This window comes from Herbaspirillum lusitanum, assembly GCF_046025995.1.
Classification (GTDB): Bacteria; Pseudomonadota; Gammaproteobacteria; order Burkholderiales; family Burkholderiaceae_D; genus Herbaspirillum; species Herbaspirillum lusitanum_A.
The window spans coordinates 327,368-354,233 of sequence record NZ_JAQQFM010000003.1; the positions used below are offsets into that span (position 1 = coordinate 327,368).

The 26,866-nt window shown below is 61.4% G+C and carries 25 protein-coding genes; 18 read left to right on the top strand and 7 right to left on the bottom strand.

The window, feature by feature from the left end:
* Positions 1-17: 17 nt before the first annotated feature.
* Positions 18-881 carry an alpha/beta hydrolase gene (locus PQR62_RS07335; RefSeq protein ID WP_408156328.1) on the bottom strand — a complete coding sequence of 288 codons (864 nt, stop codon included), beginning with the start codon at positions 879-881 and terminating at the stop codon, positions 18-20.
* 332 nt (positions 882-1,213) lie between these two features.
* Here PQR62_RS07335 and PQR62_RS07340 point away from each other — a divergent pair, with 332 nt between their 5' ends.
* The 3 genes from PQR62_RS07340 to PQR62_RS07350 all read left to right on the top strand — a co-directional run bounded on the left by PQR62_RS07340 (position 1,214) and on the right by PQR62_RS07350 (position 3,769).
* On the top strand, positions 1,214-2,131 hold the full coding sequence (locus PQR62_RS07340; protein WP_408156330.1) for a LysR family transcriptional regulator: 918 nt from the start codon (positions 1,214-1,216) through the stop codon (positions 2,129-2,131).
* A gap of 120 nt (positions 2,132-2,251) precedes the next feature.
* Positions 2,252-2,839, top strand: a complete 588-nt coding sequence (locus PQR62_RS07345) for a flavin reductase family protein (protein ID WP_408156332.1) — start codon at positions 2,252-2,254, stop codon at positions 2,837-2,839.
* 150 nt (positions 2,840-2,989) lie between these two features.
* A complete protein-coding gene (locus tag PQR62_RS07350) occupies positions 2,990-3,769 on the top strand; it encodes a response regulator (RefSeq protein WP_408156334.1) in 780 nt (259 codons plus the stop codon).
* 390 nt (positions 3,770-4,159) lie between these two features.
* Here the strand turns inward: PQR62_RS07350 and PQR62_RS07355 are convergent, their stop codons facing one another.
* Positions 4,160-5,179 carry a GGDEF domain-containing protein gene (locus tag PQR62_RS07355; RefSeq protein ID WP_408156336.1) on the bottom strand — a complete coding sequence of 340 codons (1,020 nt, stop codon included), beginning with the start codon at positions 5,177-5,179 and terminating at the stop codon, positions 4,160-4,162.
* A gap of 329 nt (positions 5,180-5,508) precedes the next feature.
* On the opposite strand from PQR62_RS07355, the gene PQR62_RS07360 reads away from it, so the two are divergent.
* Complete coding sequence (locus tag PQR62_RS07360; protein ID WP_408156339.1) at positions 5,509-6,327, top strand: response regulator; 819 nt, start codon at positions 5,509-5,511, stop codon at positions 6,325-6,327.
* A 307-nt stretch (positions 6,328-6,634) separates the two neighbouring features.
* Positions 6,635-7,084, top strand: a complete 450-nt coding sequence (locus PQR62_RS07365) for a MarR family winged helix-turn-helix transcriptional regulator (protein ID WP_408156341.1) — start codon at positions 6,635-6,637, stop codon at positions 7,082-7,084.
* A 16-nt stretch (positions 7,085-7,100) separates the two neighbouring features.
* On the opposite strand, the gene PQR62_RS07370 is transcribed toward PQR62_RS07365, so the two are convergent.
* Positions 7,101-8,042: a LysR family transcriptional regulator gene (locus tag PQR62_RS07370; protein WP_408156343.1), complete on the bottom strand. Its 942-nt coding sequence runs from the start codon at positions 8,040-8,042 to the stop codon at positions 7,101-7,103.
* A 155-nt stretch (positions 8,043-8,197) separates the two neighbouring features.
* Between PQR62_RS07370 and PQR62_RS07375 the strand changes: the two genes are divergently transcribed.
* Entirely contained in the window at positions 8,198-8,413 is a 216-nt protein-coding gene (locus PQR62_RS07375) for a hypothetical protein (RefSeq protein WP_408156345.1), read from the top strand.
* 192 nt (positions 8,414-8,605) lie between these two features.
* Here PQR62_RS07375 and PQR62_RS07380 read toward each other — a convergent pair whose 3' ends face one another.
* Entirely contained in the window at positions 8,606-9,499 is an 894-nt protein-coding gene (locus PQR62_RS07380) for a LysR family transcriptional regulator (protein WP_408156347.1), read from the bottom strand.
* A gap of 118 nt (positions 9,500-9,617) precedes the next feature.
* Here PQR62_RS07380 and PQR62_RS07385 point away from each other — a divergent pair, with 118 nt between their 5' ends.
* From PQR62_RS07385 to PQR62_RS07410, 6 genes are all read left to right on the top strand, one after another.
* Positions 9,618-10,814, top strand: coding sequence for a M20 aminoacylase family protein (locus PQR62_RS07385; protein ID WP_408156349.1), 1,197 nt, complete (start codon positions 9,618-9,620; stop codon positions 10,812-10,814).
* Positions 10,815-11,075: 261 nt separating this feature from the next.
* Entirely contained in the window at positions 11,076-12,650 is a 1,575-nt protein-coding gene (locus PQR62_RS07390; RefSeq protein WP_408156351.1) for an ABC transporter substrate-binding protein, read from the top strand.
* A gap of 153 nt (positions 12,651-12,803) precedes the next feature.
* On the top strand, positions 12,804-13,745 hold the full coding sequence (locus PQR62_RS07395; protein ID WP_408156353.1) for an ABC transporter permease: 942 nt from the start codon (positions 12,804-12,806) through the stop codon (positions 13,743-13,745).
* Positions 13,746-13,757: 12 nt separating this feature from the next.
* On the top strand, positions 13,758-14,714 hold the full coding sequence (locus tag PQR62_RS07400) for an ABC transporter permease (RefSeq protein WP_408156355.1): 957 nt from the start codon (positions 13,758-13,760) through the stop codon (positions 14,712-14,714).
* Between the two features lie 3 nt (positions 14,715-14,717).
* Positions 14,718-16,388: a dipeptide ABC transporter ATP-binding protein gene (locus PQR62_RS07405; protein ID WP_408156357.1), complete on the top strand. Its 1,671-nt coding sequence runs from the start codon at positions 14,718-14,720 to the stop codon at positions 16,386-16,388.
* 143 nt (positions 16,389-16,531) lie between these two features.
* Entirely contained in the window at positions 16,532-18,445 is a 1,914-nt protein-coding gene (locus tag PQR62_RS07410) for a sensor histidine kinase (protein WP_408156359.1), read from the top strand.
* A 28-nt stretch (positions 18,446-18,473) separates the two neighbouring features.
* Here PQR62_RS07410 and PQR62_RS07415 read toward each other — a convergent pair whose 3' ends face one another.
* Complete coding sequence (locus PQR62_RS07415; RefSeq protein WP_408156361.1) at positions 18,474-19,106, bottom strand: TetR/AcrR family transcriptional regulator; 633 nt, start codon at positions 19,104-19,106, stop codon at positions 18,474-18,476.
* A 126-nt stretch (positions 19,107-19,232) separates the two neighbouring features.
* Between PQR62_RS07415 and PQR62_RS07420 the strand changes: the two genes are divergently transcribed.
* Positions 19,233-19,898 carry an O-methyltransferase gene (locus PQR62_RS07420; protein ID WP_408156363.1) on the top strand — a complete coding sequence of 222 codons (666 nt, stop codon included), beginning with the start codon at positions 19,233-19,235 and terminating at the stop codon, positions 19,896-19,898.
* Positions 19,899-19,939: 41 nt separating this feature from the next.
* Positions 19,940-21,157 carry an arabinose transporter gene (locus PQR62_RS07425; protein ID WP_408156364.1) on the top strand — a complete coding sequence of 406 codons (1,218 nt, stop codon included), beginning with the start codon at positions 19,940-19,942 and terminating at the stop codon, positions 21,155-21,157.
* Positions 21,158-21,173: 16 nt separating this feature from the next.
* Here PQR62_RS07425 and PQR62_RS07430 read toward each other — a convergent pair whose 3' ends face one another.
* Positions 21,174-22,019 carry an AraC family transcriptional regulator gene (locus PQR62_RS07430; protein ID WP_408156366.1) on the bottom strand — a complete coding sequence of 282 codons (846 nt, stop codon included), beginning with the start codon at positions 22,017-22,019 and terminating at the stop codon, positions 21,174-21,176.
* A 168-nt stretch (positions 22,020-22,187) separates the two neighbouring features.
* On the opposite strand from PQR62_RS07430, the gene PQR62_RS07435 reads away from it, so the two are divergent.
* The 3 genes from PQR62_RS07435 to PQR62_RS07445 all read left to right on the top strand — a co-directional run bounded on the left by PQR62_RS07435 (position 22,188) and on the right by PQR62_RS07445 (position 24,233).
* On the top strand, positions 22,188-22,886 hold the full coding sequence (locus PQR62_RS07435; protein WP_408156368.1) for an O-methyltransferase: 699 nt from the start codon (positions 22,188-22,190) through the stop codon (positions 22,884-22,886).
* Positions 22,883-23,632 carry a siderophore-interacting protein gene (locus tag PQR62_RS07440; RefSeq protein ID WP_408156370.1) on the top strand — a complete coding sequence of 250 codons (750 nt, stop codon included), beginning with the start codon at positions 22,883-22,885 and terminating at the stop codon, positions 23,630-23,632. Before PQR62_RS07435 ends, PQR62_RS07440 begins: the two co-directional genes overlap by 4 nt.
* Positions 23,633-23,693: 61 nt before the next feature.
* Positions 23,694-24,233 carry a hypothetical protein gene (locus PQR62_RS07445; RefSeq protein WP_408156372.1) on the top strand — a complete coding sequence of 180 codons (540 nt, stop codon included), beginning with the start codon at positions 23,694-23,696 and terminating at the stop codon, positions 24,231-24,233.
* Positions 24,234-24,458: 225 nt separating this feature from the next.
* Here the strand turns inward: PQR62_RS07445 and PQR62_RS07450 are convergent, their stop codons facing one another.
* A complete protein-coding gene (locus PQR62_RS07450; RefSeq protein WP_408156374.1) occupies positions 24,459-25,703 on the bottom strand; it encodes an MFS transporter in 1,245 nt (414 codons plus the stop codon).
* A gap of 126 nt (positions 25,704-25,829) precedes the next feature.
* Between PQR62_RS07450 and PQR62_RS07455 the strand changes: the two genes are divergently transcribed.
* Positions 25,830-26,813, top strand: a complete 984-nt coding sequence (locus PQR62_RS07455) for an AraC family transcriptional regulator (RefSeq protein ID WP_408156376.1) — start codon at positions 25,830-25,832, stop codon at positions 26,811-26,813.
* Positions 26,814-26,866 lie beyond the last annotated feature (53 nt).

The window sequence follows — 26,866 nt, forward strand, 5'->3', positions numbered from 1 at the left end:
TAGTCTAGCGCGCCGCTTCAGTTGCCGCGCAGGGTCTTGAGCGTGGCGGCGAAGAAGTCCTGCACCTTGTCGACGCAGGCCATGCCGTTGTGCGGCACGTTGTCGACCACGTCGAGCCTGACCTTGACGCCGGCCGCTTCGAAGGATTTGCGCAGGCTTTCCAGACGCTCCGGCCGCGTCTTGCCGGCATCGTTGGCGCCGGGCATGAAGAACTTGCCGCCTTCCTTGTGGGTGATTTCCCAAGTCTCGATATCGGCCTTGCCGACGATCATGTGCACCGGCAGCGCCTTCAATGCCTCCAGATCGAGCGGCTTGCCGAAACGCGTTTCGAAACCGCGCACGCCGACCCACCAGTCCTGATCCGGATCGAGCAGCGTGACCGAACCCGGCGCGCCGATCGACAGCGCCCACAGACGTTCGGGATGCAGATAGCCGAAGCGGTTCACGAACTGGCCGCCGCCCGAATAACCGAACAGCGCAAATCGGGAAAAGTCGCAGCCGAACTTGGTCGCCACTTCATCCACCATGTCGAGCAGCACCGCGTCGTAGTGGATGTCGCCTTCGCGCAATTGCTTGAAGCCGTCGCGGTTGCCGTCGCCCTTGGGGCCAGCCGGAAACAGCGGGCACAGCACGATGCAGTCGTTCCATTTGGCGAACTCGGCAAAGGCGTCGCGGTATTCGGTGAAGGCGCGGCCGGTGCCGTGCATCACCACCACCAGTTGCATCGGCCGCGCATCGGCGCTGCCGACGTGCGGCGGCACATAGGTGCAATAGGAAAAGCGCGGATCGCTGCGCGAAGCGTAGATGGTGCTGTTGCCCAGATCGTAAATGGCGCGCGCGCGCTGATCGAAGTCGGCCGCAGGCGCGGAGGTCTCAGACATGGCAAATCCTTGATGATGGCAAACGGGAAGAAGGCGGCGCAGAAACGGCCGGAGTACTGCATGAGGATGCATAGCCCGCGCCTGCATGCGGCGCGGGCGGCGTACAGTGCATTACTGAGCTAAGCGTCGAAGTGTTCATGGCCTGGTGGCGGGCTGGCGCCGGCAAGTGGATCAGACAACGGGGAAGGCTGCAAGTCTTGCGTCGAAACGATTATGGGATAAAAAAGGGAAAATAAAAATGTAGAAATCGTTTAGCATATATAAACAATTTCTTTATCAATCTGTTTGCTGTCTCCTGCCTCCCTGCACCTTATTCACACCACTGCGCCGCCATGAGCACCATTCGTTTCCTGCGTACTTTCATCGCAGCCGCACACGGCGGCTCTTTTGCCGCTGCGGCCGAGCAGGTGGCGCTGACGCAGGCGGCGGTCGGCCAGCAGATGCGCGCGCTGGAGGCAGAACTTAAAACCACGCTGTTCGACAAGACCGGGCGCAGCATGATGCTGACGCCGGCCGGCCACCTGCTGCTGCCGCGCGCGGTGGATCTGCTCGCGCAATACGACGCCATGCGTCGCGACATTCAGGATCAGCAGCCGATTGCCGGCAACCTCAAGCTGGGCTCCCTGATTACCGGCATGGGTTTGTTGTCGACGACGCTGGCCGAGCTCAAGTTCTTGCATCCCAGCCTGGAGGTCGAACTGCGGGTGCAGGATCAGTCCAAGCTGATGGAAGACGTCATCAGCGGCGAGCTCGACGCCGCGCTGGTGGTCGAGCGCCAGTGGCCGGACAAGCCCGGCCTGCTATGGACCCAATGCTATGTCGAGACCCTGACCGTGATCGCCAACTCCAGCATCGCCAGCGCCGACGTCACCATCAGCAGCCTGTTTTCAGCCTACCCCTTCATTCGTTTCGACCGTCGCACGCCGACCGGCGCGCATATCGACAAGATCATGCGCGGCATGCATCTGGTGCCGCAGGATTTTCTGGAGCTGAACTCCATCCTTTCTATCGTCGAGCTGGTGCGCAAGAACGTGGGCTTCACCATGGTGCCGCTGCTCAAGAATTTCGACTGGGAAAACGATCCGAATCTGTGCGTGCTGCATTTGCCGGGCCGGCCGGTGGCGCGCCGCCTCGGCATTCTGGAAAGCGGCCGGCGCAGTCATATCACCGGCGTGGTGCGCGATGAGTTGCTGGAGCAGTTGCAGCGCATGCGCTCGGGCGGTCGCACCGCATCCGGATTTTCTTCCTGATTTCCGGCGGCGTTTTTTCTCGGTCGGGCAGTGAAATCGGGGCCGCAGGATTTTTTCGCGGTAAAGCCTGAAAATACGCAGTCAGGCGTACGCCGCCACTTCATTCAATTCAGGAAATCCATGGATAGTCATATCGCCCCGGTCGAACTCGAAAAAGCCTACCGTCTGCTCAATCACGGCCCGACCGTGCTGGTCTCCGCCAGTCATGGCGGCGTGGATAACGTCATGGCGGCCGCCTGGGCCTGCGCGCTGGATTTCTCGCCATCCAGGCTGACCGTGGTGCTGGACAAGATGACCAGGACGCGCGCGCTGATCGAACAGAGCGCAAGGTTTGTGATCCAGATCCCCACCGCCCGGCAAGTGCAGTTGACGCATGCGCTCGGTACCACCAGTCTGCTGGAAGATCCGGACAAGCTGCAGAAAAGCGGCGCCGAACTGTTCCGCATCGAGGGGCACGATTTGCCTTTCGTGGCCGGATGCTCGGGCTGGCTGGCCTGCAAGCTGATTCCCGAACCGCACAATCAGAGCGCCTACGATCTGTTCATCGGCGAGGTGGTCGGCGCCTGGGCCGATACCCGCGTATTCCGCGAAGGCCATTGGCATTTCGAGGATGCCGGTCCGGAATGGCGCAGTCTGCATTACGTTGCCGGCGGCCACTTCTATGCAATAGGCGATCCGCTGATCGTGGCGACCGGCTCGGAGAGCTGAGCCGATGAGCCGCTGAGCCACCATTCTCGCCGCAGCCGTGCTTGAGAAGTCGCGGAGAGGGCGTGTTTTTGTGGCAATATGCGCGGGATCAAGAACAATAACTGCCAGGCCGCTACATGCTTGCTCTGGCGGAATATCGTGGATTCCTACATGCCCGCATCCCCGCCCGATTCCGAATCTGAATGTAAATCCGGCGCCCACTCCGATCCGCTCATCCGTGTTGCGCTGGTGGAAGACGACGTCCTGTTCCAGCATGCTTTTCAGGAAGCGATCCGCCAAGCGGCGGACATGCAGTTGCTGAGCATGTCGAGCACGCTGGCGCTGGGTTTGCAGGAGCTGCAACGTGTCGCGCCCGATGTGCTGCTGGTCGACATCGGCCTGCCTGACGGCTCCGGCGTCGACCTCATTCGTGTTGCACATGAGCTTCATCCCGACTGCAACATCATGGTGTGCACCGCCTTCGGCGATGAGCTGCATGTAATGCAGTCGATAGAGGCCGGCGCATCGGGCTATCTGCTCAAGGACAGCGCGCCGGAAAAGATCATCAGCGAAATCCGCAGCCTGCATGGCGGCGGCAGTCCCATCAGTCCGCTGATCGCGCGTCAGGTGCTGATGCGTTTTCGCGGCGGCAGCAAGGTCTCGCCAGCCGCAGTGGAAAGCGCCGCCGGCGCCTCGGGCGCAACGCCGGGCATGGTGGTGGCCGGCAAGGTGGCGGTAGCGGTCGAGGCCACGGTCGAATTGTCGGCACGCGAAAAGGAAGTGCTGGAATTCATCACGCGCGGCTTCACCGCAGATGAGATCGCGGGCCTGATGCACATCTCGCGGCATACCGTGCTGACCTTCATCCGCCGCATCTATGCGAAGCTGGAAGTGCATTCCAAGACCGAGGCGATTTTCGAGGCGCGCAGTCGCGGCCTGATCGGGGAGTGAGCGACCGCCGGCGCGCGAATGCAGCCGGAGATCGATTTTGTTGCCGGGTGGAATTTTCGTGCGCGGTGTACCTATTTCTAGGTACAGACGGCAGGCGCTTGACTGGTTATCATCCCATGCATAAGTTGGTGCTGTCAGCCGGTCCGGCCGCGTCTGATATCCCAGAAAATCATAACGGCCGATAAAAAGGCTCTGCTCTGTGTGCGTCGTGTCAACTTGTTGGCACGACGTTTTATTTTGCCTCCCGGAAAATTCAATGTGCCGTCAGGCGCTGTTCCGATGATCGCAGTCAGCAACACTCCCGCAGCGCCATACCGGCACAGCCCAAATCAAAATGCGCTTCAGTTTTTCGGCTGAACGGCGTATGCAATTCTTCATTCTTTCCGCGTTTCAGCAATGTCGCTTGAAGGTGTACATGGCCTGATCGGCGCGTTGCAACAGCAGTTGCGCGTCCGAGATTTCTTCCGGCATCAGGGTGGCGATGCCGATGCTGAGCGTGATTTCGCCATGCGGCCAGCTGGCGTTTCGCAAGGTTTCATGGATGCGCTCGGCCGCCAGATGGGCGCCGCCTTCGGGCGTCTCGGGCAGGATGATGGCGAATTCGTCACCGCCGTAACGCGCCACAAAATCGCTGCCGCGCAGCGGTATGCACAGCAGTTGCGCGATGTTGATCAGCGCGACGTCGCCTGCCGGATGGCCGTGGGCGTCGTTGTATTGCTTGAAGAAGTTGACGTCGATCATCAGCAGCGAGAGAGGCTGTCTGCTGCGCTGATGGCGCGCCGATTCATCGCCCAGACGCTGATCGAAGGCGCGCCGGTTGCCGATGCCCGTCAGCGCATCGGTGAGCACCTGACATTGCAGCTGGGCTACTTCATGATGCAGCGCCAGCCGTTCTTCCAGTTGTCGCGCCAGCGTCAGCAGGCCCATGCGCTGGCCCGGCAGCAGTGAACGCGCGCGGCGATCCAGCACGCACAGGGTACCCATGAAATTGCCCTGCGGCTGGCCGAAGATGGCGGCGGCGTAGAAGCGGACGCCCGGCATGCCGGTGACCATGGGAGCGCCGGCAAAACCGGCGTGGCTGCCGAGGTCGCCGATTTCAGTCAGGGCTGCACTGGTTACGGTTGCGGCTTCGCACAGACTGAAATCGTTATTGCTGCGCACCACCTCGCTCTGGCCAGGGAAGCGCCACCACTGGCAACGCTCGAAGATGCCGGCGGCGTAAGGCTGGTCGGAAGCAAGCGGCGGGCGTGTATCGAAATGACCGTGCAACTGCGACACCATGACGATAGGCGTTTCGCAGATCTGGCCGGCCAGCGCGGTGAAGTCGCGCAGCAGACGTCCCAGGCGTTCATCCGGCTCATGCGAGGGATGAGCCGGATGCGCAGTCCTGGCCCCATTGCCCAATTGCATTCCGGTACCTGACGGCGAGATGCTCATCTGTATTCCTGTTGGCTTGATTGGCCGGGCGGCGGGGGATATCGAAAGAAGAAGCTGAATGACCGGGCGGGATGAAAACCAGGTCGTGACGCGCGAAGCAAGTGCGCAATGTACAGCCGGCGGCTGCACCTGCATATCCCCAGAACTAGTGACAAGGCATTCATTGACAGCTGCCTATAATGAGCGCCGATCCCCTGAAAATATAAAAAAGACAACTATGGGGCGCACATGATTCAGCCTTGCTTCCCGGCATCGATAGGCTGATCGCTTAAGAACAAGATTTCAGGGGATGAGACGACATCATGCAACGCGCACCCGCACACCGATTTGATCCCGCCACGGCAGGCGCCGCCCCTCTGATCCATATTGCGCTGGTGGAGGACGACCTCGATTTTCGCGACACCCTGATTGAATCCTTGCAGGCGGCCGGCGACATGCTGCTGACCGGCATCGCCGGCACCCGCGCTGAAGGCATGAGTCTGCTGGATCAGCCGCCGCCGGATGTACTGCTGGTCGATCTCGGCCTGCCTGACGGTTCCGGTATCGATGTCATCCGCAGCGCCAGCCGTGAATGGTCGGCCTGCGACATCATGGTATGCACCACCTTCGGCGACGAAGCCCATGTCATGCGCTCGATCGAAGCCGGCGCCGCCGGCTATCTGCTGAAAGACAGCGAACCGCAATCCATGCTCAATGAAATCCGCAGCCTCAACGGCGGCGGCAGCCCCATCAGCCCGCTGATCGCGCGTCGCATCCTGATGCAGTTTCGGCAGGATGCGATGCCGGTGCAGGCTGGGAGCGTAGCACCGCCCGCAAGCACATCATCCGCATCAGACACATCGGCTGCAGTGGCTACGGTGGAGTTTGGCGCCGACGAGGCGCTCCATCCGCCCGCGCTGGCCGGCGCAGACGCCGAGCCGCAGGTGAGTCTCTCGGCGTGCGAGATGCAGGTGCTGGAGCTGATCACCAAGGGCTTCAGCGCTGAAGAAATCGCCGGGCTGATGCAGGTGTCGCGCCACACGGTGCTGACCTTCATCCGCCGCATCTATACCAAGCTCAAGGTCTCGTCCAAGGCGGCGATCTCTTCATTTCCTCCCTCTGCGTCTGTCCGGGCACGCTGAACTGCTGCGCCGATTCCGAAAAGCGGCCGCTGAACTCGCTGAACTCGCTGATTCGCAAGGCATGCAAGCGGCGACGGCATGACTGCGACGCATCCCCGGCGTCAGCGCTTGTGCATCGTGAGAAAAGCGGGCCGCGGCCGCGCTCGACACGGTAGCTGAAATGCCGTGCAGAAAGAGTATTCTGGCAAGCGTCAGTCCGCCGGAACCGGCGCCGATGATTGCCACATTCAGATTTAGTTTCGCCTGCGGCTCCGTCATTTATAATAGGAGCCTATATATAAATTGACTCCAATTTAAGGTCAATGCCATGAAAAATGAGATAGCGAAAAATCCTTTGAAGTTGATCGGTCAGATCAATCGTACGTTCGCACGCGTGGTGGATGCGCCTTTGCGTGAATTGGGATTCGCCATCGGGCAACTGCCGGTGCTGGTCGCACTCAAGCGCAGCGGTGAATTGCCGCAGAGTGAGCTGGCGCGCATCGCGCAGGTAGAGCAGCCCAGCATGGCGCAATTGCTGAACCGCATGGAGCGTGACGGCCTTGTCTCGCGGGTTCCTTCGCCCAGCGACAAGCGCAGTCATCTTTTGTCATTGACGCCGGAGGCGGCGAAGCGCATGCCGAAAGGCAAGGCGGTCATGGATCGCGTCTGTCGCACCGCCCTGAGCGGCTTCAGCGCAGAAGAGGAGGCGCAGTTGCTCGCATTCCTGCTGCGCGTGAATGTGAATCTGGGGAATGGCGAGCCTGACGAAGATCTGTGAGCAGACTCGACCTGGCCTATGTCGCTTTCTTGCCGCCGTTTTCCTGTGCCATCTTGCGCACCAGCGTATCGCTCAGCCATGTGATCCCCATGTCATTGCTGAAGTGCAGATGGCTGTGCACCATCACTTCAATGGCGGGCGTTTCGAAGGGCAGTTCCAGCAATGAAAATTCATGCTGGCGATTGATGCGTTCCGAAATGCTGCGCGGATACAGCACTGCGAAGTCGGTCTGACGGACGATTTCAGGCGCCAGCGTAAAGTGCGCCAGCCGCAAGGCAATGTTGCGCTGGATGGCATTTTCGTCGAGCCATTTTTCCACTCGCTGATGGCCCGGCGCCTCGGTCGCGGCGTAGATGAAACGCAACTCGCGGAACTGCTCCGGCGTCAGTTTTGATCCGGCAATCGCATGCGCGTGGCCGGCGCGCACCAGCGCGACGAAGCTGTCGGTCATCAGCGGCCTGCTGTGGCATTCGCCATGCAGCGACGGCAGATAGCCCAGTGCGAGATCGACATCGCCGGTCGCCAGCGAAGCGCCGACGGTGTGTACATCCAGCCGCAATATCTCCAGCCTGATCGACGGCGCCAGCTGCTCCAGTTCAGCCAGCAGCGGCGGCAGGTAGTAGAACTCGGAGACGTCCGACATGGCGATGCGGAACATGCGCGCCGAGGATTGCGGATCGAAGCTTGCGTATTCCAGCACCGCACTGTTGATGATGCCGATCGCTTTTCTCAGCGGCGCATGCAGTTGCGTGGCGGCAGGGGTCGGCACCATGGTGTTGCCGTCGCGCACGAACAGCGGGTCGCTGAATTCATAGCGCAGTCGTTTGAGTGCATGGCTGACGGCGGATTGGGTGAGGAACAGCCGCTCTCCTGCGGCAGTCAGGCTGCGGGTATCCCAGATGGCGAGGAATACCCGGATCAGGTTCAGGTCCAGCGTCTCGGTATTAATATTTTTCATTATCCATATGATGCATATGCGTTTGACCCGGGGGCCAGGAGCCGTGACACTGAGTCACTCAACTAGCGACATGTGCCGGCCGGTCTTGCTGGCGGAAGCTCGTTTCAGCGCCATGGCCGTTCGCCATTTTGATCCTTGTCAGCGGGACTAAAGAAATGATTAAGATTAATGCAGCCAACAAATATTTCTCATGCGCGCCCGGCAGTGCATCGGTGCGGATTACCACGGTCAGATACAGCCTGGCGCTGCGTTGCCTGATCAGGGATGCGGCACGCGCGCCGGTCAAAACCAGATTGGCCGGCGCTATCGGGACGCGGCGCGACTGGCTGGCCGAAGCCCTCGATGTGCATCAGCATGGTTTGCATGTGTAAAGGGACGGCAAGCGGAAAGCAGGGGGAGGGCGCAAGGGGGAGCGCAAGGCCGGAGGTATTTTGCCTGCGCTGCACAGGCAGGCTTTGAAAGCGTGTCGATTGCCGCTGAGTCCGATCCGGGCCGCATGCCATCCTGACGCGCCTACCTGCTGATATTCTGACTGCCGGACTCACATCGCCAGCCCCGCGCTGCTAGCGCGAGGGGAAAGTCGCCCTGGCAATTTCCACAAACCGCTGCAGCACCGGAGACGGATTCTCGGTGTGCCATACCAGCTCCAGCGGCATCTCCAGATTCAGATCTTCCAGCGGCAGAAACACCACGCTGTCCTCCGCCTGATAGCGCGCCAGCGCCGGCAGGATGGCGCATCCCATGCCGGCCGTCACCAGCGTCAGGATGGCGGCATTGTCGCTGCCTTCCATCGCCACGTGCGGGGTATAGCCGGCCTTGTGGAAGTGATGCATCAGATGGTCGTAATACATGGGCGTGGCGCCGCGCGGAAACCAGATCATGTCGACGCCGTTGAGCTCCGCCAGTCGCTTGGGCGGATGAGCGGCCCATTGCGAATCGCGCGGCACCGCCAGCATCAGTTTCTCGGTCGAGATCAGGGTGCCGCTCAGGGTGGGGTCATCCAGCGGGCGATAAAAAAGAAAGCCGGCGTCCAGTTCGCCGGCGCGAATCCTGTCCACCTGCGGGCCCGATATCAACTGATGCAGCGTGACCGAGACCCGGGGCGCGTCCTGGCGGAAGCGCCGCAGGATTTCCGCAATGATGGGCAGCAGACTGTGCAACACCGTCAGCCCCAGCGTCATCGTGCCGAGCTGACCGGTGCTGGCCTGGATCGCCTGCTGTTTGGCCGAGATCAGATCGTCCTGAATTTTGGAGGCATTGCGGAAGAACTGGCGGCCGGCGGCGGTGAGCGCGATGCCGCGCGGCAAACGCTCAAGCAGCGTGACGCCCAGTTCTTCTTCGAGGTTGCGGATTTGTTTGGTGAGAGCCGGTTGGGCGACGAACAGTGAGCGGGCCGCCTGACTGATGGACCCGTGTTCAACAGCTGCCAGAAAGTATTTCAGTTGGCGGATTTCCACGGGATATCAACTTGTTATGGCAAAGATCATATTCTCATATTTGTGCCAAACCGAGTCAATGATTAAGATCAGCGCAGCAGTTTTTCCATGCCATTCTGTCCACGAAGGAGCAGGTTTAATGTCAATTGCCAGCGCGATCGCAGAGGAAATAGTCGATCTCAAGAAAATACGTCACGGCTTGCACGCGCATCCCGAGCTCGGCTTTCAGGAGCATCGCACCGCCCAGGTCATCGCCGACGAACTGCAACGCCTCGGCATCCCATTCCACGCCAATATAGGCAAGACCGGCCTGGTCGGCGTGATCAAGGGTTTGCGCGGCGCCGGCCGCAAATCGGTGGGACTGCGCGCCGACATGGATGCGCTGCCCTTGCAGGAATGTACCGGACTCGCATATCAATCTTCCACGCCGGGCCGCATGCACGCTTGCGGCCACGACGGTCACGTCACCATGCTGCTCGCCGCGGCCCGCTATCTGCAGGCTCATCGCGACTTCGAGGGCACTGTCTATCTGATCTTCCAGCCGGGCGAAGAAGGCTATGCCGGCGCCCGCGAAATGGTGGAAGACGGCCTGTTCGAGCAATTCAACGCCGACGAAATTTATGCACTGCACAACTGGCCCAGTCTGCCGATCGGCACCGTCTCCATCGTCGACGGCCCGGCCATGGGCGCGACCGACCGCATCCGCATCCGCATTCGCGGCGTCGGCGGGCATGGCGGCGTGGCGCCGCATCGCGCCATCGATCCGGTGCTGATCGCCGGCCACCTGATCGTCGCCATGCAAAGCATCGTCAGCCGCAATCTCGATCCGCTGGAGTCCGGCGTGGTCAGTCTGTGCGGCATCAAGGGCGGCACCATGGATGGCTTTGCGGTGATCCCGGATGAAGTCGAGATCGTCGGCACCTGCCGCTCGCTGAATCCGGAAGTGCAGAATCTGCTGGAGAAGCGCGTCAACGAAGTGGTGCAAGGCGTAGTCGCCACCTTCGGCGCCACCGCCACGGTCGAGTACGAGCGGCTGTTCCCGATGGTGATCAATTCCTCGGCGGAGGCGCAGTTCGCCAACGAAGTCGCGAAAGAAATCCTGGGCGTCGAAAACGTGGTGGCGATCCCCAAGCCCAGTCTGGGCGGAGAAGATTTCTCCTTCATGCTGCAAAAGAAACCGGGCGCCTATATTCACCTCGGCACCGGCGTCGGCAAGAACGACTACGGTTTGCACAATCCGAATTTCGACTTCAACGACGACGCCATTCCCATCGGCGGCGCCTTGCTGGCAAGACTGGCCGAACGCTCTTTGCAAAAGGCCGCGCAGACGGACTGAGCAAGCTGCAACGTGAATCGGCGCATTCGCGCATACACCAGAAAAATAGCGGCAAAGACGCTTCGCTGACGAGCGAAGACGTGCGGTAGCGTGACCCGGCATGCGACGGCGGTAATGTCGTGGCCTGGTGACGGCAGTCTCAGGGGCCCCTCCCGATTTGATCATTTTCAACGCGTTCCGAATTCTGCAATGCCGGCGGACGGCTCCTCGCGAGCCGCCTGGATGGCTGCGGACAACCCTTGTCAATATCAGGAGTAATGGATGTTCTCGATCAAAAAAATGGCGCTGGTCGCAGCCATGATGCTGGCCACGCACGCTTCGTTCGCACAAGATCCGGCCAAGACTTTACGCATCGTGCCTCAGGCCGATCTCAAGATTCTGGATCCGATCTGGACCACTGCTTTCGTCACCCGCAACCACGGCTACATGATTTACGACACCCTGTTCGGAGTGGACGCCAACGGCAAGATTCAGCCGCAGATGATCGATAAATATTCGGTGGCGGCGGACGGCAAGTCCTGGACTTTCACCCTGCGCAAAGGCCTGGCCTTCAGCGACGGCAAAGCGGTGACGTCGGACGATGTGATCACCTCCGTCAAGCGCTGGGCGCAACGCGACAATCTCGGCCAGAAAATGATGCTGGCGCTGGACAAGTTCGAAGCGGTCGATGCCTCCACCTTCCGCATGACCTTCCAGCAACCCTTCGGCATGGTGCTGGAAGCGCTGGCCAAGCCTTCCACCAATCCGCCCTTCATCATGCCCAGGCATGTGGCCGAGACGCCGGCCGACAAGCAGATCGACGACACCACCGGTTCCGGGCCTTACATCTTCAAGAAGGATGAATATCGCCCCGGCGAAAAAGTGGTCTACATCAAGAACCCAAAATATGTGCCGCGCAGCGAAGAGCCTTCCGGCACCGCCGGCGCCAAGCGCGTGTATGTCGACCGCGTCGAATGGATCATCCTGAAAGATGCGCAGACTCAGACCAATGCCCTGATCAACGGCGAAGTCGACATGATCGAATGGGCCCCGGCCGAGCAGTACGCCACGCTCAAGGCCAATCCGAAAATCAGTCTGGAAAGCCAGTTGCCGAAAGGTTCGGTGGCGCTGCACCTGAATCACCTGATTCCGCCGTTCAACAATCCGAAGATCGCGCAGGCGGCTTTCATGGCGATCAATCAGGAAGCGCTGATGAAGGCGCAACTGGTCAGCAAGGATCTCTACAACACCTGTACCTCGATCTATCCCTGCGGCAGCGCCTATGCGTCCGACAAGACCGGCTACTTCACCGGCAAGCCGCAGTTCGCCGAGGCCAAGAAACTGCTGAAGGAAGCCGGCTACGACGGCACGCCGGTGGTGCTGATGTGGCCGACCGATTTCGCCCAGCTCAACAAATATCCACCGGTGCTGGCCGCCTTGCTGCAACAGGCCGGCTTCAAGGTCGATCTGCAATCGATGGACTGGCCGACCCTGGTATCGCGCCGCGCCATGAAATCGCCGGTGGCGCAAGGCGGCTGGAACGCCTTCATCACCGCCTGGGGCATTGCCGACACCATGAATCCGCTGTTCTTCGCCTCGCTCACCGGCAGCGGCGAAAAAGGCTGGTTCGGCTGGGCCACGGACGACAAGCTGGAGCAGTTGAAGGCGCAGTTCCTCGCCACCATGGGCGAGCCCGAGCGCAAGCAGCTGGCCGAGCAGATTCAGCTGGAAAACTTTGCCGGCGGCATCGTCGGTCCTATCGGCGAATACAAGCCGCTGACGGCTTACCGCAAGGGCGTGGTCAGCGGCGTCGTGACGGCGCCGGTCAATGTGTTCTGGAATCTGAAGAAGAACTGATTGCGCCAGGTATGGCAGTCCGATTTTTCGGACTGCCATCCGGCATGAATCTGATATCCGGTCTTTTCAGAAGGCAAGTCGGCAAGCACAGACGAGCCCATGCAGGATGCGATGCACGCATGTCTGCACCAGCCAATTGCAGGGAGTAGTTCGATGTTTTTCTTTGTCATGCGCCGGGTGGTGGCGACCGTTCCGGTTCTGGTGGTGGTCGCCTTCATCGTATTTCTCATGCTGCGCCTCGCCCCCGGCGATCCTGCCGCCTCCATCGTCGGCAGCGGCGGCACCAGCGAAGACATCGCTCGCGTGCGCGAGCAGCTGGGTCTCAACGCCAGTCTGCCGGTGCAGTTCGTGCAGTGGTCGGGGCGCATGCTGCGCGGCGATCTGGGCGAATCCTTTTTCATGAAAAAGAGCGTGGTCGAGCTGATCATGCAACGCGTGGAGCCCACCGTTTCGCTCACGCTGATTGCTCTGATCACCACCAGCCTGATTGCCATTCCGCTGGGCGTGCTGGCTGCGTGGCGTCACGGCGGCCTGCTCGATCGCATGCTCATGGGATTCTCGGTGCTCGGCTTTTCCATCCCCTCGTTCGTGATCGGCTATCTGCTGATCTGGCGCTTTGCGCTGCACACGCGCTGGCTGCCGGTGCAAGGCTATACCCGCATCGCCGACGGCGTCGGCCCCTGGCTGGCGCATCTGGTGCTGCCGGCGATTGCGATTTCCATCATCTACATCGCACTGATTGCCCGCGTCACGCGCGCGGCGGTGGCCGAGGCATTGACCGAAGACTACATCCGCACCGCGCGCGCCAAAGGCATTTCAGAGCTGCGCGTGCTGATGCGGCACGCCCTCGCCAATGCCGCGATTCCGATTGTCACCGTCATCGGGCTCGGCATCGCGCTGCTGATCGGCGGCGTGGTGGTGACCGAAAGCGTGTTCGCCATTCCCGGGCTCGGCCAACTGACGGTGGATGCCGTGCTGTCGCGCGACTTTCCCTTGATCCAGGGCATCACGCTGTTCTTTTCCGTCGTCTATGTCGGCGTCAATCTGCTGATCGATCTGAGTTATCTCGTGTTCGATCCGCGCATCCGTTACTGAGTGAAACCCGCCATGAAGCCAATTCAAACTCTGATGCCCGAGTCGGAAGCGCTGTCTGCTCCGGCCCCGGCAGCGGTCGTCCGGCGCAAGCCGCTCAAGCTCTGGCAGCGCGTGCTGCAAAACGGCGCGGTGCGCCTGGGCGGCGCGATTCTGCTGCTGTTCATTCTGATGGCGCTGTGCGCACCCTGGCTCGGCACTATTGATCCGCTGGCGCTCGATCCCGGCAGCGCCAATCTGCTGCCGCTGACGCACGCCGAATTCAACAGCCTGAGCGGCGAGACCTTTCAGCATTTCTTCCTGATGGGCAGCGACAGTCTGGGACGCGATATCTGGAGCCGCACCGTGTACGGCGCGCGGGTCTCGCTCACGGTCGGCATTTCAGTGGCGCTGCTGGCCTTGTTCTTCGGCATGCTGATCGGGCTGTTCGGCGGTTACTTCCGGCGCATCGACAGCGTGCTGATGCGCATCATGGACGGCGTCATGGCGATCCCGGGCATCCTGTTCGCCATCAGTCTGGTGGCGCTGTTCGGCGGTACGCTGCTGACCGTGGTGGTCGCGATTGCGATCCCGGAAATTCCGCGCGTGGCACGGCTGGTGCGCTCGGTGGTGCTGGCGGTGCGCGAGGAGCCCTATGTCGAAGCAGCGATCTCGCTGGACACGCCGACCTGGAAAATCCTGCTGCGCCACATTCTGCCGAATGCGATTGCGCCGCTGATCATTCAGGGCACCTATGTATGTGCGGCGGCGATTCTGGTCGAAGCGATCCTCTCATTTCTGGGCGTGGGCCTGCCGGCCGACATGGCGACCTGGGGCAACATCATGGCCGAGGGGCGGGCGCAGTTCAACGAGTACCCGCACAACGTTCTGTTTCCCGGCATCTTCCTGGCCTTGACGGTGCTGGCGGTGAATATTCTGGGCGATGGTTTGCGCGACACGCTCGATCCTAAATTCAACAAGCGCGGGAGCTGAGCGATGTCCGACATGCAATCTGAAAAGCGGGCGGCGGCCGGCCCGGACCGGACGCAAGCCGTGCTGCAAGTGCGCGACCTCTGCATCGCCTTGCCGGCCGGCGCCGACCGCGGCGACGCGGTCAGCCATATCTCCTTCGATGTCGCGCCCGGTGAAGTGGTGTGCCTGCTGGGCGAATCCGGTTCCGGCAAATCGGTGGTGGCGAATGCGGTGATGGGCCTGATGCCAAAGGAGTTGAAGGTGCGCCAGGGCAGCATGCATTTGCTGGGCGAGTCGCTGCTGGACGCGTCGGCCGCGCGCGTCAATCAACTGCGCGGCACGTCCATGGCGATGGTGTTTCAGGAGCCGATGACCGCGCTCAATCCTGTCATGAGCTGCGGCGACCAGATCGACGAGCTGCTGGTGCGACACACCGCGCATGATCGCGCGGCCCGCCGCAGCATGATTCTGCGCATCTTCGAGCGCGTCGCCCTGCCCGAGCCGGACAGAATCTACGCGTCCTATCCGCATCAGTTGTCAGGCGGGCAGCGTCAGCGCATCGTCATCGCCATCGCGCTGATTCTGAAACCGGCGCTGCTGATCTGCGACGAACCGACTACCGCGCTGGACGTGACGACGCAGGCCGAGATACTGAAGCTGATCCGCGAGCTGCAAACCGAAAACGGTACGGCGGTGCTGTTCATCACTCACGATTTCGGCGTGGTGGCGGAGATCGCCGACAAGGTGGTGGTGCTGCAACTGGGCAGCATGATCGAGGCCGGCGACAAGGTGCAGGTGCTGCGCCATCCGCGCGAAGCCTACACGCGCATGCTGCTGGCGGCGGTGCCGGAACTCAAGCGTTCGGCGCGCGGGCCGGTGGCTCAGGCCTATCCCCTGCTGGAGGCGCATAACATCTGCAAGACCTACAGCAGCGGCAGCTGGCCGAAGAAGCGGCGCGAGGTGCATGCGGCACGCGATATCTCGCTGTCTCTGCGCCCCGGCGAAACCATAGGTATCGTCGGTGAATCGGGTTCCGGCAAGTCGACTGCGGCACGCTGCATCGCGCGTCTGATCGAGCCCAGTTCGGGCGATATATTTTCCGACGGGCGCTCGGTCGCCAAGGCCAGCGGCCGCGCATTGTCGCCGTTCCGGCGTTCGGTGCAAGTGGTGTTTCAGGATCCGTATCGATCGCTCAATCCGCGTCAGACCGTGGGTGAATCCATCATCGAAGGCGCGCTCAATTTCGGCATGTCGCGCAGCGATGCCTGGAAGCGGGCTGAAGAACTGATGCATCTGGTGCGCATGAAGCCGGAAGCGCTGAAGCGCTATCCGAATGAATTTTCCGGCGGGCAGCGTCAGCGCATCTCCATCGCGCGCGCACTGGCCTGTGAACCCAAGGTGCTGATTGCCGACGAAGCCGTCTCTGCGCTGGACGTCTCGGTGCAGGCGCAGATTCTCACCTTGCTGGATGAAATCCAGCGCCGCCTCTCGATCGGAATTCTGTTCATCACCCACGATCTGCGCGTGGCCAGCCAGATCTGCGACCACGTGATCGTCATGCAGCGCGGCCTGATTGTGGAGCAGGGTGCGGTAGACGATGTGTTCTTTGCGCCTCGCGAGGAATACACGCGCAAGCTGCTGGCGGCTGCGCCGGGCCGCGATTTCATGTTCGCGCGCGAGCAGCCTGCCGGCTGATTTGCCCAAAGATCGCCCGCCGGTTAGTATTGCTGCCCAGCGATACACGGTAATTTACACAGCGACTTATACGGCGACTTACACGGCGCGCGATCAGGGATTTAACGGTGCATAGAAGATGGACAGGGCTCTTGCTCATGGTGATGGCGCTCGCCGTTTTCACCAGCGCTGCGGCGCGCGCGGCCACGCCCTTGCACATCACCAGCGCGGAGTTGCTCAATCTGCCCGCCCATGGCTACAGCGCGCCGCCGTATCAGGCGCAAGATGTCGCTGAAGTATTGCAGCAAGGCAAGTGGGAAAAGGTCGCGCTGCCGCATGCTCTGGTGCGGCCCTTGCTGCCGCCCGGCGCAAGCGATGTCGACACCGCCGCCCATAGCGTCAATGGCGCTGAAGGTCCGCCGACCACGGTGAGCTGGTATCGGATGCGGGTTGCCGCCGGCGCCGAAAACGGCGTCCCGGACGCGCTATACATCCCGCGCTGGAAGACCGATGGCCAGCTTGCCGTCTACGGCGACAATCACTTGCTGTACGCCTCGCATGCCAGCGTGTACTGGAACGGCTGGAATATCCCGCTGTGGATACCCTTGAAGGCCACCGCCGGCGCCGCCGTGCCGCACACGATTCTGCTGCGCATCGAGCGGCCGCGCGATTCCAGCGGCGGTATTTCTTCGCTGTGGGTCGGCGAGAGCGCCGACCTGATCTGGCGTTACCGCCTGCGCTATCTGTTGCAGATCCAGCTGCCTTACACCAGCAGCGCCGCCTTTCTGGCGGTCGGCCTGTTCTCCTTTTTCGTCTGGTGCAAATTCCGCAGCGAGTCCTCGTATCTGCTGCTGTTCTACATCGCGGTGGCCTCCTTCCTGCGCACCTTGCACTATCACGTAGGAGAAGGCCGTCTGCCGCTGTCCGACGAGTGGTTCAGCTGGCTCACCGTCAATTCGATCTACTGGCTGGTGCTGGCCACGCATTACTTTCTTAACTATCTGCACCGTCGTCCTTCGCGCTGGATCAACCGGATGGTGCTCACGGTCACGCTGGCGATGTCGGTGCTCACCATGCCGCTGGTGTCAGGTTCCTTGATCGATCTGTACGGGCTGGCGCCGCTGGTCTATGTCATGTTGATTCTGGTGGGGTCGTCGGTATCGGTGTTCGGCGCACGGCAATCCTGGCGCGCCCGTTCCGGCGACGGACTGCTGCTGAGCGGCTGGGGCTTGCTGGGCATGCTGATGGGCGTGCATGACTGGCTGCTGCAGAACAATTACGTCAGCGTCGAGAGCCTGTATCTGGGGCCGTACAGCAACGGCGGCGCTTTTGCCATCTTCATGTACATCATTTTCCGGCGCTACATTCACGCCAATGAAAGCGTCCGGCTGGCCAATGCCACCTTGAAAAGCAGGCTGCAGCAACGCGAGGATGAACTGCAGGAAAGCTATCAGCGCCTGCGCGAAATCGAACATCGCCAGATGCTGAGCAATGAACGCCAGCGCATCATGCAGGACATGCACGACGGCATGGGCTCATCGCTGCTGACGGCGCTGCTGGCAGCCGAGAGGGGCAATCTCGACAAGAGCATGCTGGCCGATGTGCTGCGCAACTGCATCGACGATCTCAAGCTGACCATCGATTCGATGGAGCCGGTGCAGACCGATCTGCTGCTGTTGCTGGCGACGCTGCGCTTTCGCCTCACGCCGCGGCTGGAGAGCGCCGGCATCAGGCTGCGCTGGGATATCGACAACGTGCCTGCGCTGGACTGGCTGGACCCGCGCAATGCGCTGCACATATTGCGCATCCTGCAAGAGGCTTTCGCCAACATCATCAAGCATGCGCAGGCCACTGAAATCCGGGTGGCGACGGTGGTCCGGCCTGATCATGTGCTGGTGATCGTGACGGATAACGGAAGCGGCTTCCAGCGCGCCCATGAATCGGTGCGCAAAGGCAAGGGCCTCAACAATCAGATGCGCCGCGCAGCGTCGATCGGCGCTGCCGTACATTGGGATTCGGATGATACGGGTACCAGAATGACGCTGCAGTTGCCGATCCATTTTCCGGCGCGTCACTGAACATCGCATACGCGTTTGCAGATGGCGCTTATCCCTTGCGCAAGGCCTTGAGATAAACACAGAACATGTCCGCCATGGCATTGCCGTAGGCTTCTATATCTTCCTGCGTGCGTTCGCTGCCCGACAATTGCTCGCCCACCGTGGTCAGCGTCGTAATGATCAGATCGCCGGCCAGGGCGCGGGTGGCGTCCGATGTCGTCGGCAAGACTTCCAGCATGAACTTGCTGACGGTTGCATCCCAGGATTCTTCTATCTCCTGCGCTTCGGCGATATCGCGATACAAGGGCGCGGCGTCGTTGAGGGCCATGCGTACCTGCGCTTCGTCAAACTCGGTCCGGATGAAGGCATGCACCAGCGCGCGCAGTCGTTCCAGCGGCTTCTGAGCGCTATCTTCGAGAATGTCGCACACCAGTTCCGTGGTCTGCTTCCACTCGTCCGCCTGCAGCCTGAACAGGATGGCGACCTTGTTCGGAAAATACTGATACACCGACCCCACGCTCACGCCGGCCTTCTCGGCCACCCTTGCGGTGGTGAAACGCTGCGCGCCCTCCTTGAGCAAAACCTGAACAGCTGCTTGCAGAATCGCTGCGACAAGTTCTGTCGAGCGCGCTTGTTGCGGCTGCTTGCGCAGGGAAATCTGGGGTTTGCGGCGTTCGGTCATGGGAATTGAGGGCAGTTAAATAATGCGAATAGAAAACATGACTAATTCGTCGCATACTTCCATCTGACGAATTCGTCGCATTTTACTCCCGCGCACCGATGCGCTCAACCCGATACCGGATTTCACATGACCAAGTTCACCTCACCCCAGTTTTCAAGTCTGTTGGAACGGCTGTTCCAGGAGACGACGGCGATCTCGCCGGACAGCAGCATTTTTCTTTCTCAGCTCAGCGAAGCCGACCGGCAGCGGCTGATGCGCAGCAAGACTGAATATCTTGCGCTCTATAGCGGCCTCAAACATCTGCCGCTGGCAGTTTCGCGCGAGACCGGTCTGCTGCTCTACATGCTGGCGCGTGCAAGCAAGGCGCGCTCTATCGTCGAATTCGGCACCTCCTTCGGCGTGTCGACCCTGCATCTCGCCGCTGCGCTGCGCGACAACGGCGGCGGGCTGCTGATCACCACTGAATTCGAGCCTTCCAAAGTGGCGCGCGCCCGCGCCAATCTGGAAGAGGCCGATCTCATCGACCTGGTCGAAATCCGTGAAGGCGATGCCTTGCAAACGCTGGCGCAGGATATGCCCGACACCATCGACCTGCTTCTGCTGGATGGCGCAAAGGCGCTCTATCCGGACATCCTCAATCTGCTGGAAAGTCGTCTGCGACCGGGCGCCTTGATCATTGCCGACAACAGCGGCTACAGCCCCGAATATCTGGCGAAGGTCCGCTCCGCCGCCAACGGTTACCTGTCTTTGCCACAGCCTGAGGACGTCGAGCTGTCGTTGCGGCTGTTCTGAAGCGCAGCCATTCATCCACGCATTTAATATCAGTGAAAATCATGACTCACAAACACATGCAGCAGTCGCCCTCGATGGCGGCCACGGCGCCGCCGGGCGTCAATGTTTTCCTTAAACTTGCGCCGCTCACGCTGGCGGTATTCATCGCCTTTCTGACCATCGGCATACAGTTGCCGGTGCTGCCGCTGCACCTGCATGATGCGCTGGGCATGGGCCCGACCGTCGTGGGCCTGGTGGTCGGCGCGCAGTTCGCTGCAGCTTTGCTGTCGCGCGCCTGGGCCGGCAACTTCGCTGACATGCGCGGCGGCAAGCGTGCCGTGGTGAGCGGATTTCTGTTCGCTTCGGCCTCCGGTCTGATCTATCTCGCTTCGCTGAGCGTCATTGATATGCCGCAGGCGTCGGTCTGGGTGCTGGTGCTCGGACGTGTGTTGCTGGCGCTGGCTGAAAGCCTGATCGTCACCGGCACCATGGGCTGGGGCATCGCCCTGGTCGGCCCGCAGAACGGCGGCAAGGTGATGGCCTGGCTGGGCATGGCCATGTTCGCCGCCTATGCCGTCGGTGCGCCGGCCGGTGTGGCGCTCAACAACTATCGTGGCTTCGCCGGCATCGCAGTGGCCACCGTCGCGATTCCATGGCTGGCGCTCGCGGCCATCTCCGGCATGCGTGCTCTGGCGCCTACCGCAAGCCGCCGCACGCCGTTCTACAAAGTGCTGGGTGCGGTCTGGTTGCCGGGTATCGGGCTGGCGTTTTCCAGTGTCGGCTTCGGCGTGATCACGGCCTTCATTGCACTCTTGTTCGCGGCCAAATCCTGGGGCAGTTCTTCACTTGCGTTCTCGGCCTTTGGCGCCGCGTTCATTGCCGCACGCATCTGCTTCGGCCACCTGCCGGACAAGCTGGGCGGCGCACGCGTGGCGCTGGTCTGTGTGGTGATTGAGGTGGCCGGCCAGTTGCTGATCTGGGGCGCCGATACGACATCGTCGGCCTACCTCGGCGCGGCGCTCACAGGCTTCGGCTATTCGCTGGCCTTCCCCGGCTTCGGCGTCGAAGCCATGCGGCGTGCGCCGCCACAAACACGCGGACTGGCAATGGGCGCTTATGTCGCATTTCTGGATATCTCGCTGGGCATCACCAGCCCGCTGGCGGGTGCGCTGGCCGGGGCCTGGGGTGTGGGCGCGGTCTATCTCGCCGGCGCAGCTTCGGTGTCCTTGTCTTTCCTGGTGGCCTTGGTGCTGTTGAGCGGCAAGCAGAAGCGCGGCTAAGGGAAAGCCCCGATGCTCAGCTGCTGCGCTTGCGTTGCGCCATGTAACGGGCCGGTGAAGTGCCGAGCGCTTTGCGAAACATGGTCACAAAGCTGCCGGCGCTTTCATAGCCCAGGTCGTCTGCGACTTGCTGGACAGCAGATCCGCTGCCCAGCCATTTCACCGCGAGCATGAGATGGAATTGCTGACGCCAGCGGCCGAAGCTCATGCCCGTTTCCTGGGTGAGCAGTCGCGCCAGCGTTCGCTCGCTCAGTCCCACTCGTCGCGCCCAGGTTTGCGTGGTGCCGCGGTCGGCCGGATTTTCCATGATCAGATCGACTATCTTGCGCAGCCGCGCATCCGTCGGCATCGGCAGATGCAGATTGCCGGTCGGCGCCATGGCAATTTCGTCGAGAATCAAGGTCGCCAGATGGGATTCCATGCCGCCCTCGGGATAAAGCAAAGGAAAACTGGCAGAGCGGATCAGCAGTTCACGCAACAGCGGCGTTGCGACTACGGTGCAGCAAGCCGGCGGCAGCGTGGATGCGGCTTCGGGCGTGATGAAGACCACATAGCATTCGACCGTGCCGGCGGCGGTGATCTTGTGCAGCGTTTCACAGGGTATCCAGATCGCACTTTGAGGCGGCACGATCCAGAATCCGCCTTGCACCTCGCAGCTGAGAATGCCGCGCAGCGCCAGCAGCAGCTGCCCTTTGCGATGACGATGGAAATCCATCTCCTTGCGATCGCTGTAGAAACGCGCTTGCTCCTCCAGCACGCTGGCCGTCACGGTACCGCTGGCGCCGAAGCTTACTACCGGGCGCGGTACCAGATCGGGGTCCATCCACTCCCCCGCATCAGAAAATTCATTGAGGACAGGCATGTTTGATTGGCCTTGGGGACGATGATGCTGCCGGATTGGCAGGATTTACATATATTTTGGCAAAATTAAGCAATGATGCCAAGGGCCGTCATGTCTACCATGCTCGCAAGGCGGTCACGGAATTTCCCGCAGCCGCGTCTTACCCAGACTTACTGAGGACTCGAGACCATGGATTCATTGAGCACCGGCCGCGTGGCCGACACACTGCAACGGCTTTTCAAAGAGGCCGAACTGGCAGATCGTGCATTGATGGCGCAGTTCATCAACGCCGAGCAGCCCGAACAATTGATGGCCGACAGCATCGCCGAACACTTTGCGCAAGAAAGTCGCGATGTGCGCGGCTTCTATCGTGGCTACGCCAACAACTTTCTGAACGTGACGCCGGAGTATGGCCGATTTCTTTACCAGATCGCCCGCGCGCGCAAGGCGACACGGATAGTCGAGTTCGGCACGTCCATGGGGATATCCACGATCTATCTCGCTGCGGCCTTGCGCGATATGGGCGGCGGTCACCTGATCGGCACCGAACTGGAAGCCGGCAAGGCGGCGCGCGCACGCGCCAATCTTGAAGCGGCAGGGCTCGCCGACCTGGTCGAGATTCGCGAGGGAGACGCCCGCGAGACCCTGGCCGATGTCGGCGGAGAAGTCGATCTGGTGCTGCTCGATGGCGCATTCAGTCTTTATCTGCCGGTGCTGAAATTGCTGGAGTCGCGGCTGAAAACAGGCTCGCCCATCCTGGCTGAAAATGCCTTTGATCAGGACAACATCTACCTGGCCTATGTCCGCGATCCCGCCAACGGCTACCTTTCGCAAGCGATTCCCATCAGCGAGGGCAGGGGCAACGAATTCACGATCTTCACGCGATGATGACGCCTGCACCCGACCGCAATGCAACGGCGCCACGCCCGCCGGGACGCCTGAGCCGGGCCTTGATCCGCATGCTGATGAAACAGGCGCGTGTTGCCGGGACCGAAGCGCTTGCGGAGAACTTCCGGCTCCTTACCCTGGAAAGCCCTGCGTTCAAGCAGCTGCCTTGGCTGCCCGGACAGAAGATCCAGATCACGATGGGCTCCGCCTTTGTCGCGCGCACCTTCACGCCCATCGAATGGGATCAGGCGGCTGGCCGTACCCGCATTCTGGGATACATGCATGGGCACGGGCCAGGAAGCAGCTGGCTTCGCGACGCCAGTCCGGGGGACGAATGCCATGTTTTCGGGCCGCGTGCATCGCTGGATCTGAGTCAGGCAGACGGCATGTGCATCATGCTGGGTGACGAAACCTCAATCGGGCTGGCCTATGCATTGCACCGCCAGGTTTCCGGCATTCCCCTGCAAACTCTGTTTGAAGTGAGCGACCGAGCCAGTGCGCTGGCGGTGCTCGCACGACTCGATCTGGATGGTGTCGAACTCTTCGAGCGAAGGGAAAACGATGCGCATCTCACGCAGATCGAGCACCGCTTGCCAGCGCTTGCCGCAACCCAGGCAAGCTTTATCCTGACGGGCCGGGCCGCTTTCATCCAGCGCCTGCGCAGCGCTCTCAAGTCTCTGGGCGTGCCGGGCTCGCGCCTGAAAGCCAAAGCCTACTGGGCCGCCGGCAAGACCGGACTGGACTGATAAAGCCGGGCTCGTGCGGTGCAGGCAGCTTGATCGCACGCTATCGCATGCAGGATTTCAATTGAAACAAACGCCGGCGTTTTTGCAATATCCGCTTAACCGGGGATGCGCAAACTACGTCCATACCAGAGCTTTCTGGCAGGTGTCGGCAGCAGAAGCAGGCCAAACGGCGGCTGAATTCTGTTGGCGTTGGCGATTTGATCATTTCAATACGGAGTCATCCATCATGCGCATTCGTTTAGTGAGCTACCTCTTTTCCGCATTCACCATGGTCCTGGCTGCCGACGCATTTGCAGTCTCGAGCCAAAGCGATTTCGACCGGGCAATGTCGCCGCACGCATCATCCGTCAGGATCGCACTCGTCAATATGCCCGGCGAATCCGGTTCGGCCATGTCGAGGCTCGCCGATGCGCGGTCGGAGAGCTCGTCCTGCCGCACCCTGCGCTTGCAGATGAACAGCGCCGGCAGCGGCGAGCCTACGGCTCAACGAGTACTTCCAGGATATTCACGCGACGGCCGCTTCCCGGCAGGCGTTCAAACCAGCTCGGAGTATGGCGAGCGCGCAAAGCTGGAAGCGCGTCACTATTCCGAGTGCCGTTGAACAGAATGGCGAATGGCATCTGCGGGCGCTCAGGAATTTTTGGCATCGATGCCCGTTCCTGAGCGAAGCGCTTGCCCCGGTTTGCCGCTTAGCATGAACTCCCGCATTGCTGAGCACCAAGAAACAGGTGCAAGAAAGAGCTTGAAATAAGCGCAACGGACTAGCGGCGATGGCGCTGTGCGGTCAGCGCGTTTCGCTGCGGTGTTGCCCCCTTTTTTCTTATTCTTAACGCGTACGCGGCCCATAGCGCAGCGTCAGCAAAGTGCCCAGTGCCATCGCGACGGTGGCGAAGATCGGGCCGCCCAGCGCGCCGACATGATCCACCAGCACGCCGCCGCCGATGGCGCCGCCTGCGATGGCAATCTGAAAGGCCGCCACCAGCAGGCCGCCGGCACTTTCGGCGTGGTCGGGCGCAGCGCGCACGATCCAGGTCTGGAAACCGACCGGAAAGGCGCCGAAGGCGAAGCCCCACAGCGCAATTGCAACGGCGGCGACCACCGGTGAGGAGCCGGCTATCCACAATGACGCGGCAAGCACGGTGATGAATGCGGCGCCGAAAACGATGGCATGGCGCTCGCTGCGTTCGGCAATGAAGCCGCCGGCGAAGTTGCCGAAGAAACCTCCGATGCCGTAGCCCAGCAGCACCGCTGAAATCGCGCTGACCGAGAGATGGGTGACCTGTTCCATCAAGGGCCGGATGTAGGTAAAGCCGGCGAAGTGCCCCGACACCACCAGCAAGACAGCCAGCAAGGCGATACGCACATTGGTGCGGCCCAGCAGCTCGAACAGAATCTTCACGCTCGGATTATCTTTGGGCGGCAATTTGGGAATGGCGACCAGCTGCGCGAGCAGTGTGACGACGCTGACGATGCCGGCTGCGACGAAGGCGCTGCGCCAGCCCCACAGATTACCCATATAGGCGCCGATGGGCGCCGCGCAGACGGTGGCCACCGATACGCCGGTGAGGATGGCGGACATGGCGCGCGGGAACAGTTTTTCCGGCACCAGACGCATCGCCAGCGCCGCCGCCATGGACCAGAAACCGCCCAGCGCGATGCCCAGCAGCACGCGCGAAACCAGCAATACCGAGAGATTGCCGGCGGTAGCGGCAAGCACGTTCGAGATCACCAGCAGCAGGCTCAGGGCCAGAACGACGCGTTTGCGATCGAAGTTGCGGGTGAGTACAGGAATTGTCGGCGCTGCAATGGCGCCGACGATGGCCGTCGCGGTGACCGCCTGACCGGCGGCGCCGTCGGATACACCCAGATCGGTGGACATGGCGGTCAGCAAGCTGGCCGGCAGGAATTCGGCGGTGACCAGACCGAACACGCCCAGCGCCAGGGTTGCAATGCCGGCCCAGTTGGCGCCGGCCTGTTCGTGAACCGGCGTAGCTGTATGGCATGGCTGGGCGGGGCCGGCACCGTCGGCATAGTGCGAGCTGTTATTTTCGATGCAAGCGGCGTCGCGCATGGAAGACCTCAAGATGACATGGGACCTGCAGTGTATGATTGAAATGATAGACTTTCCATGCCGGTAACTCCGTATTTATTGATTATTCGTCCAAACCGGCAAAACCTGAGCAAAAAGGATGCAGCCATGGAAATCAAAGATGTCCCCAAAGATGTCCCGGACACCTTGACCGAAATTCTGCTGGGCTTGCGCCTGGACGGTGTGGAGTATGGCCGCTACGTGATGCGCGCGCCGTGGGCGGTGGCGTTTCCCGCCCGGCGTGAAGCGACCTTCCATTTCATTGCGCAAGGCAATTGCTGGATGCGCATGCCGCTGACCGACTGGGTCCATCTCAATCCCGGCGATGCCTTGCTGTTGCCGCGCGGCACCCGTCATGTGGTGGCGAGTGCGCCCGAGGTGCCCGCTGTTGACATCGATACGCTGACGCGTAAGGTGCTGTCGCCAGATCTGTATCTGGTCGATGGCAAGCACGATGTGAAGCCGGGTGAGCAGATCGCAGAGCACGACGATGCTGCGCTGCCTTCACATGTGTTGTTCTGCGGCGCGCTGCGTTTCAATCTCGATCCCTTGCATCCGCTGCTGGCCATGATGCCGGACGTCATGCGCGCCTGCGATCTCGGCCAGAGCGATCCGGCGGTGCTGGCCATGCTGGAGGCCATGGAGCGCGAGGTTACGCTCAATCGCATCGGCGCCTGCGGCATTCTGGCGCGTCTGGCGGATGTGCTGTCGGCCAGCATCATCCGCGCCTGGGTGGAATGCGCCTGCAGCGACGCGACCGGCTGGATTGCGGCCGTGCGATGTCCCCAGATCGGACGCGTGCTGGCAGCGGTCCACCTGCAGCCTGAACGTGAATGGTCGGTGGCTGAACTGGCCGAGGTGATGGGCGCCTCGCGTTCCAGCTTCATCGACAAATTCTCCAGCACCGTCGGCGAAACGCCGGCGAAGTACGTGGCCCGGGTCAAGATGTTCCAGGCGCGGCAATGGATCGCAAGCGAGGGCATGCGCGTGGCGGTGGTCGCCAGCCGGCTTGGTTACGATTCCGAAGCCTCCTTCAGCCGGGCCTTCAAGCGCATCATCGGTCACCCGCCGAGCAAGGCGCGCAGCGCCTAGCGGGCGACCATCCAGACTGCATTACAATTCATGCCATCTGGATTGCAGGGGCT

Excerpts from the sequence above, each read along its gene's own strand:
- PQR62_RS07335 (WP_408156328.1), bottom strand. The coding sequence starts at position 881 with ATGTCTGAGACCTCCGCGCCTGCGGCCGACTTCGATCAGCGCGCGCGC.
- PQR62_RS07340 (WP_408156330.1), top strand. The coding sequence starts at position 1,214 with ATGAGCACCATTCGTTTCCTGCGTACTTTCATCGCAGCCGCACACGGC.
- PQR62_RS07345 (WP_408156332.1), top strand. The coding sequence starts at position 2,252 with ATGGATAGTCATATCGCCCCGGTCGAACTCGAAAAAGCCTACCGTCTG.
- PQR62_RS07350 (WP_408156334.1), top strand. The coding sequence starts at position 2,990 with ATGCCCGCATCCCCGCCCGATTCCGAATCTGAATGTAAATCCGGCGCC.
- PQR62_RS07355 (WP_408156336.1), bottom strand. The coding sequence starts at position 5,179 with ATGCAATTGGGCAATGGGGCCAGGACTGCGCATCCGGCTCATCCCTCG.
- PQR62_RS07360 (WP_408156339.1), top strand. The coding sequence starts at position 5,509 with ATGCAACGCGCACCCGCACACCGATTTGATCCCGCCACGGCAGGCGCC.
- PQR62_RS07365 (WP_408156341.1), top strand. The coding sequence starts at position 6,635 with ATGAAAAATGAGATAGCGAAAAATCCTTTGAAGTTGATCGGTCAGATC.
- PQR62_RS07370 (WP_408156343.1), bottom strand. The coding sequence starts at position 8,042 with ATGAAAAATATTAATACCGAGACGCTGGACCTGAACCTGATCCGGGTA.
- PQR62_RS07375 (WP_408156345.1), top strand. The coding sequence starts at position 8,198 with ATGATTAAGATTAATGCAGCCAACAAATATTTCTCATGCGCGCCCGGC.
- PQR62_RS07385 (WP_408156349.1), top strand. The coding sequence starts at position 9,618 with ATGTCAATTGCCAGCGCGATCGCAGAGGAAATAGTCGATCTCAAGAAA.
- PQR62_RS07390 (WP_408156351.1), top strand. The coding sequence starts at position 11,076 with ATGTTCTCGATCAAAAAAATGGCGCTGGTCGCAGCCATGATGCTGGCC.
- PQR62_RS07395 (WP_408156353.1), top strand. The coding sequence starts at position 12,804 with ATGTTTTTCTTTGTCATGCGCCGGGTGGTGGCGACCGTTCCGGTTCTG.
- PQR62_RS07400 (WP_408156355.1), top strand. The coding sequence starts at position 13,758 with ATGAAGCCAATTCAAACTCTGATGCCCGAGTCGGAAGCGCTGTCTGCT.
- PQR62_RS07405 (WP_408156357.1), top strand. The coding sequence starts at position 14,718 with ATGTCCGACATGCAATCTGAAAAGCGGGCGGCGGCCGGCCCGGACCGG.
- PQR62_RS07410 (WP_408156359.1), top strand. The coding sequence starts at position 16,532 with ATGGCGCTCGCCGTTTTCACCAGCGCTGCGGCGCGCGCGGCCACGCCC.
- PQR62_RS07415 (WP_408156361.1), bottom strand. The coding sequence starts at position 19,106 with ATGACCGAACGCCGCAAACCCCAGATTTCCCTGCGCAAGCAGCCGCAA.
- PQR62_RS07420 (WP_408156363.1), top strand. The coding sequence starts at position 19,233 with ATGACCAAGTTCACCTCACCCCAGTTTTCAAGTCTGTTGGAACGGCTG.
- PQR62_RS07425 (WP_408156364.1), top strand. The coding sequence starts at position 19,940 with ATGACTCACAAACACATGCAGCAGTCGCCCTCGATGGCGGCCACGGCG.
- PQR62_RS07430 (WP_408156366.1), bottom strand. The coding sequence starts at position 22,019 with ATGCCTGTCCTCAATGAATTTTCTGATGCGGGGGAGTGGATGGACCCC.
- PQR62_RS07435 (WP_408156368.1), top strand. The coding sequence starts at position 22,188 with ATGGATTCATTGAGCACCGGCCGCGTGGCCGACACACTGCAACGGCTT.
- PQR62_RS07440 (WP_408156370.1), top strand. The coding sequence starts at position 22,883 with ATGATGACGCCTGCACCCGACCGCAATGCAACGGCGCCACGCCCGCCG.
- PQR62_RS07450 (WP_408156374.1), bottom strand. The coding sequence starts at position 25,703 with ATGCGCGACGCCGCTTGCATCGAAAATAACAGCTCGCACTATGCCGAC.
- PQR62_RS07455 (WP_408156376.1), top strand. The coding sequence starts at position 25,830 with ATGGAAATCAAAGATGTCCCCAAAGATGTCCCGGACACCTTGACCGAA.